Here is a 19,541-nt window from a genome sequence, read left to right as displayed (position 1 = left end):
ACGATCCAGCGACGCCTGAAAGGAACGTGTGATGAGTTCGAAGAGGATCGGCATTTTGGGCGCATCCGGCTACACCGGGGCCGATGCGGTGCGCCTGCTGGCGCGGCATCCGAATGCGGAAATCACGGCACTCACCGCCAACACCCATGCCGGCAAGGCGATGAGCGAGGTGTTTCCGCATTTCTTCATGTTGGATTTGCCCAAACTTGTGGAATGGGAAAAGGTCGACTGGACCAAACTCGACGCGGTGTTCTGCGGGCTGCCGCACGGCACCACGCAGCAGATCATCGCGGCCGTGCTGAAGGCCAACCCGAAGATCAAGGTCCTCGACATGTCCGCCGATTTCCGGCTGCGCGACAAGGAAACCTACGCGCAGTGGTACGGCCACGAACATCAGGCGCTCGAGCTGCAGGGCGAAGCCGTCTACGGCCTGACCGAATTCTATCGGGAGAAGATTACCGCGGCGCGGCTGGTCGCCTGTCCCGGCTGCTATCCGACGGCAGCGCTGTTGGCGCTGGTGCCGCTGGCGAAAGCAAAACTGATCGACGTCGATGATATCGTGATCGACGCCAAGTCAGGCGTCACCGGCGCCGGACGCGGCCTGAAGCAGAACACGCTGTTCAGCGAGGCGGGCGAGGGGATTTCGCCGTATTCGGTCGGCACGCACCGGCATGCGCCGGAGATCGAACAGGAGATCGGCGTCGCCGCCGGTTCCGCGGTGACGATCAATTTCACGCCGCATCTCATACCGATGTCGCGGGGCGAACTCTGCACGTCCTACGTCAAGCTCAATGGCGCGACGCCGGACGATTTGCGGGCCGCCCTCGAGAAAGCCTACGCGAGCGAGCCGTTCGTGCATGTCGTCAAGAAGGGTGTGCTGCCGCAGACCCAGAACGTACGCGGCTCGAACTATGTGCAGATCGGCGTCATCGCCGACCGGATCAAGAACCGCGCCATTGTGATTTCGGTACTCGATAATCTGGTGAAGGGCTCGGCCGGTCAGGCGGTCCAGAACATGAACCTGATGTTCGGATTCCCCGAGACCGCTGGACTGGAGCAAATCGCGCTGTTTCCCTGATCGGAGTGGCCACCGTGGACGAAGCGACTCTGCAGTTCTATCGGAGCAACGCCCGGTCCTATGCGGACTGGGCGAAGGCGCCCTCGACGCGGCTGCGAGGCTTTCTCGCTCTGCTGCCGTCCGGCGGCTCGATCCTCGAGCTCGGCTGTGGCGCCGGCAATCATTCGGCGGTGATGCTGGCCGAAGGTTTTTCGGTGCGCGCCAACGACGGCTCGCCTGAAATGGCCGAGATCGCCTCGCAGCGGCTCGGTCATGCCGTCGAGGCGATGCGGTTCGAGGCCTATGACGGTGTCTGGGCCAGTGCCTGTCTCCTGCACGTGCCGCGCGACGAACTCGCCGGCATCCTGGCGCGGATTCATCGCGCACTCAGGCCGTCAGGCGTGTTCTACGCAAGCTACAAGATGGGCGAGGGCGACGGCCGGGACAGTCTCGGGCGCTATTACAATTATGCGTCGCCAGAATGGCTCGAGGCGACCTACGCCAGCGCAGGTTCATGGATCACGCTGTCCTCGGACAGGAACGTGATCCAGAGTTTTGACAAGACGCCGGCGCACATGCTGCATCTCGTCGTTCGCAAAGCCTGATTTCGGGCTACAAGGCCTGATCTCAAACCACCTCGAAGATCGCGATGGCCAGCACGGTCTGCGCGATGAAGCCGACGGTGAAGGCGTAGGAGCAACATTCGCTGCTCGTCATGGCCGGGCTTGTCCCGGCCATCCACGTCGCCGCAGTCGAGGAAGACTGTGGATGCCCGGGCCTTCGCCTGGCCGATGCGGTCGGTGCGTGAGAACGTGCCGACCGGCGCCAGCGCGCCGTTGGAGGTGAGCGTGACGTCGTGGCGGCCCATGAACAGATGGTCGTATTCGAGGCCGACCGACCAGTTCGGGGCGAAGCCGTATTCGATGCCGACGCCGACCGTGCCGCCCCAGCGGGTATCGTCGGCACCGTCGAACTCGGCTCCGGCCAGACCGCCCGTTCCGATGCCGCGGTAGCGATTGCGGGTGACGGCGGCGCCGCCCTTCACGTAAAGCAGTGCGCTATTCCAGGCATAGCCAACCTGGCCGGTGAACAGACCGAAAGCATCGACACGGGTGCGGTTCGCGACGCCGGCCACGGTGCTGGCGCTCCGGCCGGAGAGATCCGCCCAATCGCCCTGCGCTTCGAGGCCGAACACGAAGGCGCTGCTCTGCCAGCGATAGCCGATCTGGCCGCCGGCGACGGCGCCCGTCGCGTCATGGCAGCCTTCCGCAACGCCGGCCGCGAAACCAACAGTCTGGTCCCAGCAATTGCGTGACGAGCCATAGCCGCCGTTGGCGCCAATGTAGAAGCCGCTCCAATCATAGATCGCCGCGATCATCGGCGGCGCCTTGGTGTAGGGACGTGCGGCGAGATCGGCGGCACTGGCCTGGGTCGTGACGGCTGCGAGCGAGAGGCCGGCGAGCGCGGATGCAATCTTCCAATTCATGTCTGCCCCGAATCATCAATGAGATGACCAAATATACCTGTGGATTGGCGATCCTTCGTCTCTCCCACGGATGGCATCCCTGTTTTTGTCGCACTGTCATCCTTTGGCAACACCGGCAGCCGGGCAGGTTTCGAGGATTTCACTCCTTTGTTGCAGGCGCTAAGCCATCGGAGACGCGATCAAACCACCTTGAAGATCGCGACGGCCAGCACGGCCTGCGCGATGAAGCCGACGGTGAACGCCAGCGTGCGGAATACCGGGATTCCGAGCGCATAGACGATCAGATGCGCGACGCGCGACCAGAAATAGACGGCGCAGGCAAGCACCGTCCATGTCGAGGAATAGTCGATCGCGTTCAGGATCAGCACCAGCGGCGCGAACAGCACGAGGTTCTCGACGGCGTTGTCATGCGCGAACATCAGGCGGTTTGCCCATTCCGACTGCGGCTTGTCGGCGCGCGAGGGATTGGCCATCGCGCCACCGAGACCGCGAATCTGGCAGCGGTTGATGGTGTAGGGAATCCAGAGGATTCCGGTCAGGACCACCGTCAGTGTCAGCCAGAACAATTCACGCGTCATAACCCGGTCCCCTCATCAATTTCTGCCGCAGGCGTGGAGCTTATACGAAAGCGCGGAAGATTCTGCTATGCGCGAACCCTGACATAGCTGCCGGGCGCGTCCTCGATTGCGGGAAACGCCTCGCTGCCGACCGTGCGGGCCGGGACTTCCTCGGGATCGAGTGTGCCCAGCCATTGCCGCCAGTCCGGCCACCACGAGCCCTTGTGCTCGACCGCGCCCTTCATCCACTCGGTGACGTTGCCGGACTTCACGTTGTCGTTGGTCCAGTACTGGTATTTGTTCGAGGCGGGCGGATTGACCACGCCGGCGATGTGGCCCGAGCCGGACAGCACGTATTTCACCGGGCCGCCGAAGAACTGGGAGCCGTACAGCACCGATTCCGCCGGCGCGATATGGTCCTCGCGGGTTGCGAGATTGTAGATCGGCACCATGACCTTGGAGAGATCGAGCAAGGTGTTGTCCAGCACCAACGTGCCGGTCGAGAGCCGGTTCTCAAGATAGCAATTGCGCAGATAGTACGAATGGTTCGACGCCGTCATGCGCGTCGCGTCCGAATTCCAGTGCAGCAGGTCGAACGCGCTCGGCTGCTGGCCCTTGAGGTAATTGCTGACGACATAGGACCAGATCAAATCGTTGGAGCGCAGCATGTTGAAGGCCATCGCCATCTTGGAGCCTTCGAGCACGCCCGCCGCCTTCATGTCCTGCTCGAGGGATGCGATCTGCTCCTCGTCGACGAACACGAGCAAATCACCGGCATGGGTGAAGTCGACCTGTGCTGCGAAGAACGTCGCGGACGCCACGCGCTGGCGGCGCTTCTCGGCGAGCCAGGCCAGCGTGGTCGCGAGCATGGTGCCGCCGACGCAATAGCCGGCGGTGTGCACCTTCATCTCGCCGGTGACCTTCTCGATCACGTCCATCGCCGTGAGCGGGCCTTCCTTCATGTAGTCTTCCCAGCTCTTGGCACCGAGCCGCTTGTCGGGATTGACCCATGAGATCACGAACACGGTGATGCCCTGGTCGACGCACCACTTGATGTAGGATTTCTCCGGCTTGAGATCGAGGATGTAGAATTTGTTGATCCAGGGCGGGATGATCAGGAGCGGCGTGCGCAGCACGTTCTCCGTCGTCGGCGCATACTGGATCAGCTGCATCATCTCGTTTTGGTAGATCACCTTGCCCGGCGTCGTCGCCATGTTCACGCCGACGACGAGATTATCCGGATCGGACTGACGGATCTTCAGCGTGCCCTTGCCGGCGGCGATGTCCTCGGCCAGCATCTTCAGCCCGCGAGCGAGATTTTCGCCGCTGCTGGCCACCGTCGCGCGCAGCACTTCCGGATTGGTCAGCACGAAGTTCGAGGGCGACATCGCGTTGGTGACCTGCTGGACGTAGAACTCGGCCTTGCGGCGGGTCAGCGGATCGAGCCCCTCGGCGTCGCGCACAAGCTCCTGCGCAAATTTGGTCGTGAGCAGATAGAGCTGCATCAGGAAATCGAAGAATTGGTTCGACTTCCATTCCGGATCGGCAAAGCGCTTGTCGCGCGGCGAGGGCGCGATCGCGGGCGGGGCGTCCTGACCGGCCATGCGGCGCGCCGCCGAACCCCAGAGATCGAGATAGTCCTTGGCGAGCTTCGTCTGGAGCGCGGAGGACCGCGACGTATCCGACAGCCAGTATTCGGCGACGGCGGTGAAGGTCTTGACGACCTCGGCAAGCTCCGCCGGCGGACGATCCTGCACCTCGCCGCTCTCCCGCGGCTTCAGGTACGCCGCGAGCGCCTTGCCGCCGCTTTCCATCGCCCGCGCGACATTCATCGCGAAGGCTTCCGCATCGAACTTCGTCTCGGGTTTGGGCGTATCGGTCGTGGCCATACTCATGAGCAGAACAGTAACGATTCATTCCGTATTCGTCACCGCGAAGCTCGCATGGTTGGCGTTAAACACTCTCGAAGATGTGTTGCAGTGCGACAAATTTTCTTGGTTCCGTCACAATCGAGCCGCACCGCTCGGCTTGGTGGACCCGGGGTTGTTTTCTCGCTCGCACCATCTGGGCAGCAATGGTTTGAGCTTGGGCGCGGACTTGGGTAAGGTTGCCCGGGGCCGTGCTTTGGGACGGGTAGGGGATTTCCCTGGTGTTGGCGTTGAGGGACCTGCAAAAGTCGCGGTGGATCTGTGGTGTGCTGCTGATGGCGGTGCTCGCCTTGGGGGGCTGCTCGAGCCAGCTTGCGGATATGACGCCTGCCGATGCGCAAGCGCATCCCAGGGAGGCCGGTAGCTATCTGCCGGTGCACGATCTGCCGCCGGATCGCGATCAGGCGGTCATGCCGCCGGATCAACGCGCCAAGATCGAGGCCGAGCTTGCTGCCGCGCGCGACCGCCAGGCGGTTGCCACCAAGGACGCGAAATAGGGCGCTGCAAGGTAATCGCTGGCGCCTCCGCCTCGCCGTGCTAAAAGACCTTAGTTCAGCCGAGAGTCAGGGCGAACGACTTCAGTCGCCGTCGTCGATGATTGCTCTAAGTATTTGATCTTGAGTAATTTTCGCGAGGGAAGCGGGCGCCTTTCCGCATGGCCGTTATGGTCTGTCGATTCTGTCCTGACCGGTTGCCTGGAGCCGAGAGAGCCATGGAAGAGTTTTACCGCATCCGCCGCCTTCCGCCTTACGTGTTCGAGCAGGTCAACCGGGCCAAGGCAGCCGCGCGGAACGCCGGCGCCGACATCATCGACCTCGGCATGGGCAATCCGGACCTGCCGGCGCCAGCGCACGTGCTGGAGAAGCTGAAGGAGACGCTGGGCAAGCCGCGCACCGATCGCTACTCGGCCTCCCGCGGCATCCCCGGGCTGCGCCGGGCCCAGGCCGGCTACTACGCCCGCCGTTTCGGCGTGAAACTCAATCCCGACACCCAGGTGGTGGGCACGCTCGGCTCCAAAGAGGGGTTTGCCAACGTGGCGCAGGCGATCACCGCGCCCGGCGACGTCATCCTTTGTCCCAATCCGAGCTACCCGATTCACGCCTTCGGCTTCTTGATGGCGGGGGGCGTGATCCGCTCGGTGCCGTCGGAGCCGACGCCGCAATTCTTCGAGGCGGCCGAGCGGGCGATCGTGCATTCGATCCCGAAGCCGCTGGCGCTCGTCGTCTGCTATCCTTCGAACCCGACCGCCTATGTCGCGAGCCTCGACTTCTACAAGGACCTGGTCGCGTTCGCGAAGAAGCACGAGATCCTGATCCTGTCCGATCTCGCTTATGCCGAGGTTTATTTCGACGAAAGCAACCCGCCGCCCTCGGTGCTCCAGGTGCCGGGCGCGATGGACGTCGCCGTCGAGTTCACCTCGATGTCGAAGACCTATTCGATGGCTGGCTGGCGCATGGGCTTCGCGGTCGGCAACGAGCGCGTGATTGCGGCACTCGGCCGCGTCAAATCCTATCTCGACTACGGTGCGTTCACGCCGATCCAGGTCGCAGCGACCGCCGCGCTGAACGGACCGGACGATTGCATCAAGGAGATGCGCGACACCTACCGCAAGCGGCGCGACGCGCTGGTGGAATCGTTCGGCCGCGCCGGCTGGGAGATCCCGCCGCCGGAAGCGTCGATGTTCGCCTGGGTGCCGCTGCCGGAAGCCTTCCGCAGCGTCGGCAGCATGCAGTTCGCGACCCTGATGGTGGAGAAATCCGGCGTCGCGGTCTCGCCCGGCGTCGGCTTCGGCGAACATGGCGAAGGATATGTCCGCATCGCCATGGTGGAAAACGAGCAACGGATCAGGCAGGCCGCGCGCGGCGTGCGCCGCTTCCTTGAAAGCGGCATCGAAACGTTGCACAACGTCGTTCCGCTCGCCACTCGGCGTTAAGTTCTCTTCCGCAGGTTTTCCAAGGCATCATGGTTGCACCCCTGAAAGTGGGCATAGCGGGGCTCGGCACCGTGGGCGCCGAAGTTGTCCGTCTGATCGAAACGCAGGCGCGCGTGCTTGCCGGCCGCAGCGGCCGCGGCATCCGCGTCGTCGCCGTCACCGCCCGCTCGAAGGCCAAGAAGCGCGCCGTCGATCTGCGCGGCATCGAATGGGTCAAGGATCCGCTTACCCTCGCCACGCATCCCGGCATCGACTGCTTCGTCGAGCTGATGGGCGGCTCCGGCGATCCCGCGCTGGCGGCAGTCGAGGCCGCGCTTGGTGCCGGCAAATCCGTCGTCACCGCCAACAAGGCGTTGCTGGCAAAGCACGGCCTCAAGCTGGCCAAGGCCGCCGAAAAGCACGGCGGCGCGCTGAATTTCGAGGCAGCCGTCGGCGCTGCGATCCCTGTCATCAAGACGTTACGCGAAGGTCTCGCCGGAACCGGCATCAACCGGGTCTACGGCATCCTCAACGGCACCTGCAATTACATCCTGACCCGGATGGAGCAGGAGGGCCTGTCCTTCGCCGAGTGCCTGAAGGACGCGCAACGGCTCGGCTATGCCGAGGCCAATCCGTCATTCGACGTCGACGGCCACGATACCGCGCAAAAGCTCGCCATTCTCGCCAGCCTCGCTTTCGGCACGAAAGTTGCTCAAAGCGCGGTGTATGTCGAAGGTATCTCCTCCATCGCGCCGGAAGATCTCCGTGCCGCTGACGATCTCGGTTACCGGCTCAAGCTCCTCGGCGTCGCCGTTCGTACCGCCAAGGGCATCGAGCAGCGCGTGCATCCGACCATGGTTCCGAAATCCTCATCGATCGCACAGGTGATGGGTGTCACCAATGCGGTCACGATCGATGGCGAGGGCATCCCGCCGATCACGCTGGTGGGCCCCGGTGCCGGCGGCGCTGCGACCGCATCCGCCGTCGTCGCCGACATCGCCGATGTCGCGCGCGGCATTCGCGCCAATCCGTTCGGCCGGCCGATTTCGCAGCTGCGCGATACCAAGAAGGCGCCGATGGAGCGCCACGAGGGCGGCTACTACATCCGCCTTCTGGCACGCGATTTCCCGGGCACCGCGGCTGCGATCGCGACGCGGCTTGCGGAGCAGAAGATTTCGATCGAGTCGATCGTGCAGCGCCATCCCAATGGCGGCGCTGCGCCGGCAGACGGCAAGGCGGTACCGGTGCCCGTCATCCTCATCACCTATGCCACGCACGAGGACGCCGTGCGCCGCGCGCTCGCGGCCGTGCAGAAGGACAAGGTGATCAGCGGACGGCCGCAGGTCATCAGGATCGAGAAGAACTGAGCATGTCCCGGAAAAGTGTGAAGCGGTTTTCCGGAAAGGTCATGCTCCAAGAATAAGACACGGTTCGAACGAACTGTGGGTGTTACGAGTTGATGCGGCGGAGATGTCCGTCCAAAACTGTTTCGAAGGAGTGAGCCGATGTCGACCCATATTTCAGTCCCGCCGCATGCATTGCTCGAGCGCATTCTCACGCTGGAGATCGTGCGTGTGACGGAGCGGGCGGCGGTGTCTTCGGCGCGTCTGCGCGGGCACGGCAACGAGAAGGCGGCCGACCAGGCCGCGGTGGACGCGATGCGGCGCGAGCTCAACAAGCTCCCGATCGAGGGCACCATCGTCATCGGCGAGGGCGAGCGCGACGAGGCGCCGATGCTCTTCATCGGCGAGAAGGTCGGCATGAACGCCGGCCCGCAGGTCGACATCGCGGTCGATCCGCTCGAAGGCACCACGCTGTGCGCCAAGAACATGCCGGGCTCGATCGCCACCATGGCGATGGCCGACGGCGGCACGCTGTTGCACGCCCCCGACGTCTACATGCAGAAGCTCGCAATCGGTCCCGGCTATGACAAGGGCGTCGTCGAGCTCGATGCGACACCGGCCGAAAACGTCCGCCGCCTCGCCAAGGCCAAGGGGGTCAAGCCGGACGGCATCACCGTTCTCGTGCTCGACCGTCCGCGCCATGCCAGCATTATCGAGAGCGTGCGCTCGACCGGTGCCGCCGTGCGCCTCATCACCGACGGCGACGTCGCCGGCGTGATCCACTGCGCCGACCCTGACAACACCGGCGTCGACATGTATCTCGGCACCGGCGGCGCACCCGAAGGCGTGCTCGCAGCCGTTGCGCTGCGCTGCATCGGCGGCCAGATGCAGTGCCGTCTCATCCTGGACTCCGACGAGAAGCGCGAACGCGCGGCCAAGATGGGCGTCAACGATCCCAAGATGATCTACGGCATCGAGGACATGGCGCGCGGCGACTGCCTGTTCGCGGCCACCGGCGTCACCACGGGCTCGCTGCTGTCAGGCGTTAAATTCCGCAAGGACGGCGTGATCGAGACCGAGACGGTGGTGATGCGTTCCGTCACCGGCACCGTGCGCTACATCAAGGCCGAGCACCGCGAGCTGGCGAAATTCCACCTGGATTGATGTTCTCCGTCATTCCGGGGGCTCGCAAAGCGAGAGCCCGGAATTTATCGGACGGCAGTATCCGCGGTGAAATGGATTCCGGGCTTGATGCTGCGCCGTCGCCCCGGAATGACAACAAGAATAATCAAGGGAAGCGCCAGTGTCAGACCTCACCGCCGTCAAAGCCCTGGTGTTCGACGTGTTCGGCACCGTCGTCGACTGGCGCACCAGCCTGATCACGGACTTCATGTGGTGGGCGAAGGGCCGCGGGATCTCCGCCGACTGGACCGCCTTGGTCGACGGCTGGCGCGGCATGTACATGGCCTCGATGGATGACGTGCGCAAACATCCCGAGCGCGGCTATGTCATGTTGGATGATCTGCATCGCCGCTCGCTGGAAAAGCTGGTCGCGCAATTTTCGATTTCAGGCCTGACCGAAGCCGATCTCGATCACCTCACCAAGGGTTGGCACCGCCTGAACCCTTGGCCCGACAGCGTCGCGGGCCTGACGCGGCTGAAGACGAAATTCGTGATCTCGCCGCTGTCGAACGGCAATGTCGCGCTGCTCACCAACATGGCGAAGTTCGCAGGGCTTCCCTGGGACCTCATCATGTCGGCCGAGCTGTTCGAGCACTACAAGCCCGATCCCGAAACCTATCTCGGCGCCGCGCGCCTGCTGTGCCTCAAGCCGGAAGAGGTGATGATGGTCGCAGCCCATAACGGCGACCTTGCCGCCGCGCAGAAGAACGGGCTGAAGACGGCCTTCGTGGCGCGGCCGACCGAATACGGTCCGCTCCAGAAAGTCGATTTCGAGGCCACCGGCAATTGGGACATCGTCGCCAAGGATTTTGGCGGAATCGCCGACAAGCTCAAGTGCTAGGCCGGCCGCGACGTTGTCACTCCACCTTGCGGCGGCGTTCCCGTCGCGCTGTGCTTCTTGTTGGTCCTTGCCGCCTGCCAGACCTCGATGAGCAACGCGGGGACAATGCTGTGCGCGGGGCAACGATTCCACGCATCGGCAAAGAATGCGAATCCCGGGTCGGAGGCACGTTGCTGGCGGGCGTCTTCGACTGCTAGCAGCACCAACGTCCGTGACCGCAGCCGGATCAAACCAACGCAGTCTCCATCGCGCACTTCGCGGATCACGCGTGCGGGCGCGCGCAGCGTGCGAAGCAGTGCATCCTGCGGTTCGATCTTCGCCAGATTGTCGCCGCGAAGCACCAGCTCGCGCATCAGATCGATCGACTTTACGATGTTGTCCATCGCAAGCGCAGTTGCATGCGCGCAAGCCATGTCGCCGCGCGAGGCTGCCTCAATTCGATCGAGCGCAGCCTTCAACGCGCCGCTGCGCCTGATCCAGTATGCACGCAGCGGCCAGGCCGACAGCCAGGCCTGCAACGTGCGCGCGGCGGCGTAGGACTCCTCGCTAGCAACATAGTCGGCGAAGAAGAGCCGGCCTATCGCTTGCTGAACAGCGACGCCCATGCTGCGATGTGCGTGCCCGTCGCGGATGTAATTGCCGAGTTCGGTGATCTCCGGCGCGATCCGCTGCAACAGCGGCTCGACATCCGAAAGTGCGGATTCGAGCGCCGCCTGATGCGCCGCGCGGAATGCATCGCGCCGGTCGCGAAACGCCGGCCAGATGTCACCATCACGTGTGCGGAAAACCGCGAGCTTTGCCGCGATCGAGCGATTGAACAGACCGCCGCGGCCGGACAGCGAGCGCGCGACCACGCCCGCATCGTTGACGCGGAGCAGTTCGTCCGGATCGCGCACGAGGGCAAGACGAACGAGGCCCGGAATGGTGATGATGAGGGCCATGACTAGCCTCGCAGCACATTCCAGGGGGCAAAAGCGTTGTTGACGCCCTCGAGCGCCGCCCCGAGCTGCGGCACATGCCGCAGCAGGACCGATTTCATTCCGTTGTGGTTGATCCAGTCCAGACCGAAGTCGGTGTAAACTTCCGGCCGGTAGTCGTCGGTGAAAAAGCGGTCGCTCTTGAGACGCCGCGATGCCATCAGGATGAAGATGCGGAAAGCGGTATCGCTGAAGCCAAAGCCGTCCGGCAGGTCCTCGGCTAACAGCCCCACCATCAGATCAACGCGGTCGACGTCGCCCTTGTAGATCGTGCGCATCTTCTTGGCGGCACCGGGGATGCTGGTGATTTCCTCGAATGTCTTGACGCGCTTCTTGCCGACCAGCTCGCGGAAACGATTGTAGCGCGGCACGCCGCGCTCGCGATCACGCATGATATCGATCGCGGCCACGTCCAGCAGCGGCTGGCCGTCTTTCGTGAACTGGCGCAGGAAGTTGGGATAATTGTGGAGGCGAATGGCGCCGGGATGAGCGGTGCCGAAGGAGTACATCAGGTTGGCGAAGCCGTGAGACTGCATGAACTCGCGGGAGACGCGTCCCTGCATGTTGACCAAGTCGCAAGATTTTGGCTCTGTGGTATCGAGCCGCCGCACATCCATCTTGTCCGGGAGCAACGGGTGCAGGCGGTAGACAGCGGTGAATTCCTCGGTCATCGCGTAGGGCGCGCTGTGCTGGTCCGTCGGAGAGCCGATGATGCCATAGGCGGCCTCGCTGTTCTTGCCGAGCACTGCGCGCAGCACCCGGTATGGTATCCCCGACCAGTTGGCGTGCATGCTGAAATCCAGCGCAGGATGGCCGAGGATGCCTGGCGTCCATTCGACGGTGTGGATCTTGGCGATCAGGGCCGCGTTGATCAGGCGCGCACGCTGGAATAGTTCTTCGTCATTCCAGGCCGGATACCGGGTCTTCAAGCCATCGCAGATGTAATTGTGCTCACGCGCGAAGAGATTGTGGAGCAGGCTGAGCCCGACCCACCAATTGTCATTGAAGCCGGTGAGATCGGCACCCGGATGGATTGGATCGGCTGGGAGCATCCCATCATCGCCGACCCTGATCTTCCCATCGACCCCGGATCGGATCTTCATCTGCCTCGCGCGATCGCTGCCGTAGATCTGCCCGGCGTCCCACCAGTGCGAGTTGAAATTGCGAAATGTCGGTGTGGCGCCGAGCCATGACTCACGCGATGTCTCGTCGCAAACCGTGCGACGGATCTTCATGCAGTCGTCGAGCCGCTCCTTCTTGGGCCATTGGTCGCCCGCTTTCAGCGGGATTTTGAACTCGTTTCCCGGCTCGGGCACCCCATGGCTGAACCAATTATGCGTTTCGAACTGGATCCAGGCGGCGGCCAGCAGATTGAGGCTGGTCGCGGGAATAAATTGGTCCCGCGCCAGCAATTCCGTCGAAATTTCGCGCGGACTGGGTTCGAGCAGATCGTCTACGCCGTCCGGCACGCATTCCGGCAGCGGGAAATTGCGTCCGAACCGGGCGCCCGCCATGCCCATGCGCGGATGGTCGAGGCTGTTGAACGAGCCGTCAGCGGAACGCCACCGGTCATTGCCGGTGCTCCAGCCAGGCGACGTCGCGCCATAGCCGGTATGGTGGAGGTTGTGCTCGCGCAGCCGGTCGCGGAACACCGAAAGATTGGCAGCTCCGAGCAGGGTCGGCAGGTGGTCCCATCTGACAAGGAAGTTGATGGCCCGATAGACAACATCCAGGACCGCCTGGAGCAGGTCACGATGGAAGGCAAAACCATCGTTCTCGCGGGACATTGACGCTCCCAAACTCGATGGCGTGAAATAAACTCAATTTGCAACTAGTAAATGCAGTTCAATAGCACCAAAATGGCCGTTTGCCAACGCGGCTTTCCGGCGGTTGCGGTCGCCCGGGCATGCAATTTTCCCTGTCGACCAAATGTTTGGTCGGATAGGATAGCGTACAGCACGTGGGTGCATCGGGCGACCCGGCTGAATTTGCGTGAGCGCGGCGAAGCTGCGCGACAAAGCGCTTCAATCTCGTGAGAACCAGGCCGGCACCGGCGCCGGCAAGACCGAAAAGCCATCCTAAGTTGCGTGTTTCGCCGTCAAGGGGGTGACGCAGATGGGCAATATGGTTCGCAATTACGACGGCGGGATCACAAGCTCGCCCGCGCAATTGGGGTCACCGCGCTCCGTCGACGAGATTCAATCAATCCTCAGGGATGCCGACCGCTACCCAAGCCCTGTTCGGGCGATGGGCAGCTATCATTCCTTGACGCCTTGCGCGTCCTCGGACGGGACGATCATCGACATGTCCGGGATGAGCCGCATCCACAAGATCGATCCACACAGCATGACGTTCACGGCCGAGGCCGGTCTCCAGTTCATTGCTGCATCGCGGCTATTGCGGGCGATGAACCTCCAGTTTCTGACCAATATCGAGATCGGGAACATGACGCTCGGTGCGGCGGCCTGCTGCCACACCAAGGACGGCCTGGACGGCGGCGAGTTCGGACAGGTCGGCTCGTACATCACAGCGATGAAATGGGTGACGCCCAGCGGCGGGCTGGCGGAAGCATCGGAGGAGAAGGACCCGCATCTGATGTACCTGATGCGCTCCAGTTACGGCCTGTGCGGCGTCATCTACGAGGTGACGTTTCGCATCAAGCCGCTGGAAGCGATCCACTTCAGATATTTGCCGCGCCGGATCGGCGAACTGACCGAGAAGGAAGTGGACGGGATCATCGATGCGTCGCGAGGCCTGATCTGTTGGACGGTCGGACGAAAGGCGTACTTCCAGACGCGACGTCCCATCGACAGGATCGGACCGTTGGGATCGCTGTTCGCCGCCAGCCGCCGTAACCTCTGGAATTTTGCGGAAGCCCGCGTCGGCAGATTCATCGACAGCAGCATCCCGACCAAGCCTCTCAGGGATGCGTTGCTCGACACGTGGTTCATTGGCAACCGGCTGTTGATGTCGTTCTTGCACCTGATCGGCGGAGCGACCTTATACAATCCCGATAAGACGATCGACTACAGCAATACGCGGCCGTCGGCGCGATATGCGTTTACGTTCTGGGCATTTCCGCGCTCTGAATGGCTGCATGTGCTGCGCGATTACGTGGACTTCAGCGAAAAATATTTCAAGGACCATGACTTCCGCTGCAACATGGCGCTCGGCTCCTATTTCATCCGGAAGGATGAGCACTCGTTGCTGTCCTACTCGCATGACGGAGACGTGTTTTCGGTCGACCCCATCCACGCTTATACGGACCGGCCGGCTTGGGACGGGTTTTTGAAGGCGTTCAATGAATTTGCGAGCAAGAGGGGCGGCATTCCCCTGTTGAACCAGAGTCCATTCATCACCAGGGACCACGTCGAGGCAGCGTACGGGACAAGATGGATCGACTTCTCGGCGCATGTGAGAAGGGAAGATCCGCGAGGACGAATGCTGAATCCGTTCTTTGCCGATCTGCTGAGTCCGTGAGGATCGAGTCCAGCGGTTTGACCGAGGCTGACAAGCCGGCAGTAGCTGCGGGCTCGCACGATTGAGGCAGTGGGATTGACCAATTACTCGCGTAACGTGTCGTGGACTTCTGCCGAGGCAATGGCCAATCTGCGTCACACTTTCGAAAGAGGAGCGGAGCCAAGTCGAGCCGTGACGTCGAACCGGGCAACATGCTTCAGAATTTCGGGATGAGTGATGGACGACCCTCACGACAGAGCAACCGAACGCCGCCAGCTGACAGTCCTGTTCTGCGACGTGGTCGACTCAACAGGCCTGTCCGAGCGCTGTGACATGGAGGATTTGCGAGAGATCCTGCTGGAGTTCCAGGCGATAAGCTCGCGATGCATCAGCAATGCCGGGGGCAGCGTCGTCAACTATATCGGCGACGGCATTCGTGCGGAATTCGGCTATCCGCTCGCATCTGAGAACGAAGCCGAGAGCGCGGTCCGTGCCGGCCTGGTGTTGTTGCGGGCACTCCACGAACTGAGTGAGCGCGCGATCGCGGAGATCCGGGAACCGCTGCGCGTTCGGATCGGGGTCCATACGGGCGTAGCGGTGATCGGCAAGGCAAGGCCGGGCCATGTGCACGATGCAACCGAGATCGTCGGCGATACGCCCAACATCGCATTCCGGTTGCTGGAGATGGGCGAGCCCAATTCGCTGGTGATCAGCGGTGAGACCAGGCGTCTCCTCCGCGGCAAATTCGCCATGCAACCGCTCGGTATGCGTTCGCTCAAGGGACTGTCGCGAAAAGTCGAGGTCTTTCTCGTCATGGGCGAGGCGTTGGAAGATGGCGCTGGCCATCGTGCACGCCGTCGCAATGCCTCGCGCCTGGTGGGCAGGGTCGCTGAAATGGGCCAGCTGCTGCAAGCGTGGGAGCTGGCGCGGACCGGGCAGGGGCGTACGGTGGAGATCACTGGGGAGTCCGGGATCGGAAAATCGCGCCTGGCATTGGAGCTGATCGAAAGGGCCGCGCTGCCGGACGACCTGATTCTGGCGATCCAAGCCTCCGCCCCGCATCAGAGCACGCCGCTTTACCCGATCATCAGGGCACTCGAGCAGCGCATCGGCATCGGCAGGGATGGAGACGCCGACGCGAATTCGGCGCGTCTGCATGATTTCGTGGCCGCGACGTCCGGCGGCGACGAGGAGCAGTTGACGCTGATCGGCCAGATGCTCGGCTTGGCGGTGCCGGCGGCGTCAGGCGCGATCATTCCCGACGCGCAGGAGCAGCGTCGAAAGACGCGTGATGCGGCGGTGCGGCTGTTGATCTCGCAAACGCGCGGCGAAGCCAGCTTGATCCTGATTGAGGATTTTCACTGGGCCGATCCATCAACAATCGAGATCGTCGAGCGAATTGCCGGCCAGATCGCCGGTACGCGGAATCTCCTAGTGGTCACCAGCCGGGCATCCGTGCTTGGTGACGTGTCGCCGACGATCCTGCGTATAGCGCTTCAGCGTCTCGACGATGAGCACTGCCGCCATCTTGCCGGATCGGTCGTGCGCGACAAACAGCTATCAAGTCAGCTGATACAGCAGATTGTGGCGCGATCGGACGGTGTGCCGCTGTTCGTGGAGGAGCTGGCGGCGGCGGCCCTCGAAACGGGCCAGGTCGATCCGGGCGTCCGAACGGCTGGCGCCAGCGGACCTTCAGAAGTGCCGTCGGCGCTCTACGACTCCCTGATGCTGCGTCTCGAGCGCCTCGGCAATGCCAAGGCCGTCGCGCAGCTCGCGTCGGTGATTGGCCGAAGCTTTCCGCATCGGCTTCTTGCTGCCGTCGCCGGCGAGCTTCAAGATAGCCTCGAACCGGCTCTCGAGCGGCTGCGAGCGTCTGGGCTGATAGGATTTGAGCGCAACGACGACGAAAAGGTCTACTCCTTCAAGCATGCGCTGGTCCGGGACGTTGCCTATTATTCGCTTCTCAAACGGCAGAGACGAGAGCTTCACGACCGCGTGGCTGCGGAGATCGAGCTCCATCTGCCGGAGGTTGCCATCACCGAACCCGGCTATCTTGCGCAGCACCTGTCCGAGGCCGGGCGCACCTCCCGCGCGGCACAGATGCGGCTCAAGGCGGCCCAGCAGGCAGCACAACGTTCGGCTAATCTGGAAGCGGTCGCCGAGCTCAACATGGCGCTGGAGGAGATCAGGAAGCTTCCGGCGGGACTTGAACGGGACAATCTGGAGCTGAACGCCCAGATCGCGCTGATCGGGCCCACGATCGCGCTGCAGGGATTCGGCGCCGATGCGGTCGCTGACGTCAGCAGCCGCGCCATCGAGCTCTGCCGTGCCCTCGACAACGATCCGCGCATCTTTCCGGCGCTGTACGCAAGATGGTCTTATTTGCGTGTTGCAAGCAACGTGCGGGAGGCCGGCACGCTGGCGCGGGATTTTCTGACGCTCGCCGAGCAAAAGGGAACGAGGGCCGATCGGATGGTGGGCCACCGGCTGCTCGGCACGTCGCTGCTCGACGGGGAGACCGAGCAGGCGTGCGTCCATCTCGATCGGGCCGCCAAACTCTACGATGCTGCCGCCGACCGAGCGACGGCCGTGACATACGGCACCGACGTGCAGATCACGAGCCTGTCCAACCTGTGCATCTGCTACTGGCTGGTGGGCCGAGTTGCCGACGCGGTCACGCACGGCCGAGAGGCACTTCGACACGCGCACCAATTGTCGCATGCCCATACCCTCGGTTACGCCTATGCCCACGCCTGCATGCTCTACACGCTGGAGCGGGACGTGCCGACGGTGCGGGAGCTCGCCCAGCGGACGCTCGATGGGGCGATCAGACGGGAGCTGCCGCTCTGGGTCTCGGTGGCACGGACATTTCTCGGTTGGGCCGACGTTGAAAGCGGCCGCCTCACGGAAGGCATCGATCTGCTTGAGAAGCAGCGCGATTTCCTGCAGACGGCGCACCTCGTCTATTGGCTGCCCACTTATCTCTGCTGGTTGGCAGAGGCCTATGTCCGCGCCGACCGTCTGGCAGACGCACGGCGTTGTCTCGATCAGGTGCGCAACGTCTTCGGGCGGGGCGGCAACTACTGGTACGAGGCCGAGTGCCTGCGTATCGAAGGGCGATTTGCCGCACATGCGCAGATCAACGACACTTCGCTGGCCGAGCGGAACTTCGAGCTGGCGCTCGCGCTTGCCAAGCGTCGTGGCCAGCACGGATTTGGCCTGCGTGCCGCGGAGGGTCTTGCGCGCCTGCTCGCCGCCAAAGGAGAGACCGAGCGCGCCCGGACGCTCCTGCATCACGAACTGCAATTTTTTGTCGGTCAGCCTGACGGTGGTGATCGTCCGGAGGCCAGCAGGCTGTTGCGCTCCCTCCAGGAGCGGTCGCGCTGATAGCTCAGACCCGGGGTCGATCAGGACATCGGCCGGCGAGACGGTCGGCATCGGCGATATCGCCGCCGCGCAGAAGATCGGGTTGACCGCCTTCGTGGCGCGGCCGACCGAATACGGTCCGCTCAAGAAGGTCGATTTCGAGGCCACGGGCAATTGGGACATCGTCGCCAAGGATTTTGGCGGAATCGCCGACAAGCTCGGGTGCTAGGCAGCCTTTCTACGGTTTGACATCCCTCAAGAGAGCGCCTTTCATATCGACGATGTCGATGTGAGGCCGCCCTTGGATACCGAGCTTGCGCGTACATTCCTGACGGTGGTCGCGACGGGCAATTTCATTACGGCCGCCGAGCGGCTTCACGTCAGCCAGTCCACCGTCAGCACGCGGATCCAGAGCCTCGAAGAACTGCTCGGCTGCACGCTGTTCGTGCGCAACAAGGCCGGCGCAGCATTGACGGCAGCCGGGCGCCAATTCCAGCGCCACGCCTCGACCCTGGTGCGCACCGTCGAGCAGGCCCGGCATGACGTCGGCGTTCCCAAGGGCTTTAGCGGGGCGTTGGTGGTTGGCGGCCGCATCGGGCTGTGGGAGGAGTTTCTGCTGCTCTGGCTGCCGCGCATGCAGGAGGCCAATCCGCAAATCTCCATCCGCGCCGAGAGCGCGCTCGAGCCCGAGTTGATGCAGGGGCTGGTCGAAGGCCGCATCGACATCGGCGTGATGTACACGCCGCAAAGTCGGCCCGGCCTGAAAGTCGAGCTGCTGATCGAGGAGCAGCTGGTGCTGGTCTCGACCAATCCCAAAAGCGCCCCCGAGCCGCAGGAAGGTTACGTCTATGTCGACTGGGGACCGGAGTTCTATGCCCGCCACAGCGCTGTCTTCCCCAATTTTGCGGGGCCCGCGCTGACCGCCAATATCGGCTGGCTCGGACTTCAGCATGTTCTGGCAAACGGCGGCTCCGGCTACTTCGCGCACCGGATCGTCGAACCGCTGCTGAAGGCGCGGCACCTGCACCTGGTGGCCGGCGCGCCGAAGTTCTCCATGCCGGCCTATGTCGTCTATTCGGTCGACCAGTCGGACGACCATGTACAGAGCGCGATCGCGATCATGCGCGAGCTCGCCGCCGAGCAAGCGCGGCGCGTGATGGAAACGCCGGCGCGGAGCGCGCGCAAAGGCCGCTGACATCAGGTTCGCAGCGGCGGGACGGTCCTAGCGCCGGCGGTGCAAGCGGGTTTCGGCAACGGCCGTCACCGCGCCGATCGCAAGCATGGCGACGACGGTGTCCGGGGTCGCATCGAAGCCGAATGCAAGAACCGCAGCGGCGATCACCGCGGCAAGCATGCAGAAGGTAAAGCCCTCATCGGCGATCAATTGCCGCGCGCCGCCGACGCGCGTTGCGGGCCTGTCCGTCGAGCGCATG

Annotated in this window: 15 protein-coding genes and 2 pseudogenes; 11 read left to right on the top strand and 6 right to left on the bottom strand. The window is 63.3% G+C overall.

What is annotated here, in order from left to right; translation table 11 throughout:
* Positions 1-31 precede the first annotated feature (31 nt).
* Together argC and AC0L27_RS04140 are read left to right on the top strand one after the other, a co-directional pair.
* Positions 32-1,078, top strand: coding sequence for an N-acetyl-gamma-glutamyl-phosphate reductase (argC, locus tag AC0L27_RS04145; RefSeq protein ID WP_354203668.1), 1,047 nt, complete (start codon positions 32-34; stop codon positions 1,076-1,078).
* Between the two features lie 14 nt (positions 1,079-1,092).
* Positions 1,093-1,662, top strand: coding sequence for a class I SAM-dependent methyltransferase (locus AC0L27_RS04140; RefSeq protein WP_354203666.1), 570 nt, complete (start codon positions 1,093-1,095; stop codon positions 1,660-1,662).
* 179 nt (positions 1,663-1,841) lie between these two features.
* Here the strand turns inward: AC0L27_RS04140 and AC0L27_RS04135 are convergent.
* The 3 genes and pseudogenes from AC0L27_RS04135 to AC0L27_RS04125 form a co-directional block, all read right to left on the bottom strand.
* Positions 1,842-2,543 (bottom strand): annotated as a pseudogene (locus AC0L27_RS04135) (outer membrane protein); the annotation flags it as partial.
* A 179-nt stretch (positions 2,544-2,722) separates the two neighbouring features.
* Positions 2,723-3,121: an MAPEG family protein gene (locus AC0L27_RS04130; protein WP_275171950.1), complete on the bottom strand. Its 399-nt coding sequence runs from the start codon at positions 3,119-3,121 to the stop codon at positions 2,723-2,725.
* A gap of 65 nt (positions 3,122-3,186) precedes the next feature.
* On the bottom strand, positions 3,187-4,995 hold the full coding sequence (locus AC0L27_RS04125) for a PHA/PHB synthase family protein (protein ID WP_354203662.1): 1,809 nt from the start codon (positions 4,993-4,995) through the stop codon (positions 3,187-3,189).
* A gap of 254 nt (positions 4,996-5,249) precedes the next feature.
* Between AC0L27_RS04125 and AC0L27_RS04120 the strand changes: the two genes are divergently transcribed.
* The 5 genes from AC0L27_RS04120 (at position 5,250) to AC0L27_RS04100 (ending at position 10,306) form a co-directional block, all read left to right on the top strand.
* On the top strand, positions 5,250-5,525 hold the full coding sequence (locus AC0L27_RS04120; protein ID WP_354203660.1) for a hypothetical protein: 276 nt from the start codon (positions 5,250-5,252) through the stop codon (positions 5,523-5,525).
* A 215-nt stretch (positions 5,526-5,740) separates the two neighbouring features.
* Positions 5,741-6,961 carry an LL-diaminopimelate aminotransferase gene (locus AC0L27_RS04115; protein WP_354203658.1) on the top strand — a complete coding sequence of 407 codons (1,221 nt, stop codon included), beginning with the start codon at positions 5,741-5,743 and terminating at the stop codon, positions 6,959-6,961.
* A 29-nt stretch (positions 6,962-6,990) separates the two neighbouring features.
* Positions 6,991-8,307: a homoserine dehydrogenase gene (locus tag AC0L27_RS04110; RefSeq protein ID WP_354203656.1), complete on the top strand. Its 1,317-nt coding sequence runs from the start codon at positions 6,991-6,993 to the stop codon at positions 8,305-8,307.
* Between the two features lie 138 nt (positions 8,308-8,445).
* Positions 8,446-9,447, top strand: a complete 1,002-nt coding sequence (glpX, locus tag AC0L27_RS04105) for a class II fructose-bisphosphatase (protein ID WP_354054759.1) — start codon at positions 8,446-8,448, stop codon at positions 9,445-9,447.
* A gap of 139 nt (positions 9,448-9,586) precedes the next feature.
* Entirely contained in the window at positions 9,587-10,306 is a 720-nt protein-coding gene (locus tag AC0L27_RS04100; RefSeq protein WP_354054757.1) for a haloacid dehalogenase type II, read from the top strand.
* On the opposite strand, the gene AC0L27_RS04095 is transcribed toward AC0L27_RS04100, so the two are convergent.
* Positions 10,303-11,247: a hypothetical protein gene (locus AC0L27_RS04095; RefSeq protein WP_354203653.1), complete on the bottom strand. Its 945-nt coding sequence runs from the start codon at positions 11,245-11,247 to the stop codon at positions 10,303-10,305. The genes AC0L27_RS04100 and AC0L27_RS04095 overlap by 4 nt on opposite strands.
* Positions 11,248-11,249: 2 nt before the next feature.
* Complete coding sequence (locus AC0L27_RS04090) at positions 11,250-13,070, bottom strand: peroxidase family protein (RefSeq protein ID WP_473317966.1); 1,821 nt, start codon at positions 13,068-13,070, stop codon at positions 11,250-11,252.
* Between the two features lie 328 nt (positions 13,071-13,398).
* Between AC0L27_RS04090 and AC0L27_RS04085 the strand changes: the two genes are divergently transcribed.
* The 4 genes and pseudogenes from AC0L27_RS04085 (at position 13,399) to AC0L27_RS04070 (ending at position 19,303) form a co-directional block, all read left to right on the top strand.
* A complete protein-coding gene (locus AC0L27_RS04085) occupies positions 13,399-14,763 on the top strand; it encodes an FAD-binding protein (protein WP_354203649.1) in 1,365 nt (454 codons plus the stop codon).
* A 216-nt stretch (positions 14,764-14,979) separates the two neighbouring features.
* Complete coding sequence (locus AC0L27_RS04080; RefSeq protein ID WP_354203647.1) at positions 14,980-18,129, top strand: ATP-binding protein; 3,150 nt, start codon at positions 14,980-14,982, stop codon at positions 18,127-18,129.
* Between the two features lie 52 nt (positions 18,130-18,181).
* A pseudogene (locus AC0L27_RS04075) lies at positions 18,182-18,337 on the top strand (haloacid dehalogenase type II); the annotation flags it as partial.
* Between the two features lie 72 nt (positions 18,338-18,409).
* Positions 18,410-19,303 (top strand): LysR family transcriptional regulator, encoded by an 894-nt coding sequence (locus AC0L27_RS04070; RefSeq protein ID WP_354203645.1) that lies wholly within the window; start codon positions 18,410-18,412, stop codon positions 19,301-19,303.
* A 27-nt stretch (positions 19,304-19,330) separates the two neighbouring features.
* Here the strand turns inward: AC0L27_RS04070 and AC0L27_RS04065 are convergent, their stop codons facing one another.
* On the bottom strand, positions 19,331-19,540 hold the full coding sequence (locus tag AC0L27_RS04065; RefSeq protein WP_354203643.1) for a hypothetical protein: 210 nt from the start codon (positions 19,538-19,540) through the stop codon (positions 19,331-19,333).
* Between the last annotated feature and the right edge of the window lies 1 nt (position 19,541).

The sequence above is a fragment of the Bradyrhizobium sp. Ken51 genome, from assembly GCF_055807435.1.
The sequence above is the reverse complement of the archived record's forward strand: the minus strand, read 5'-3'. Positions and strand labels throughout refer to the sequence as shown.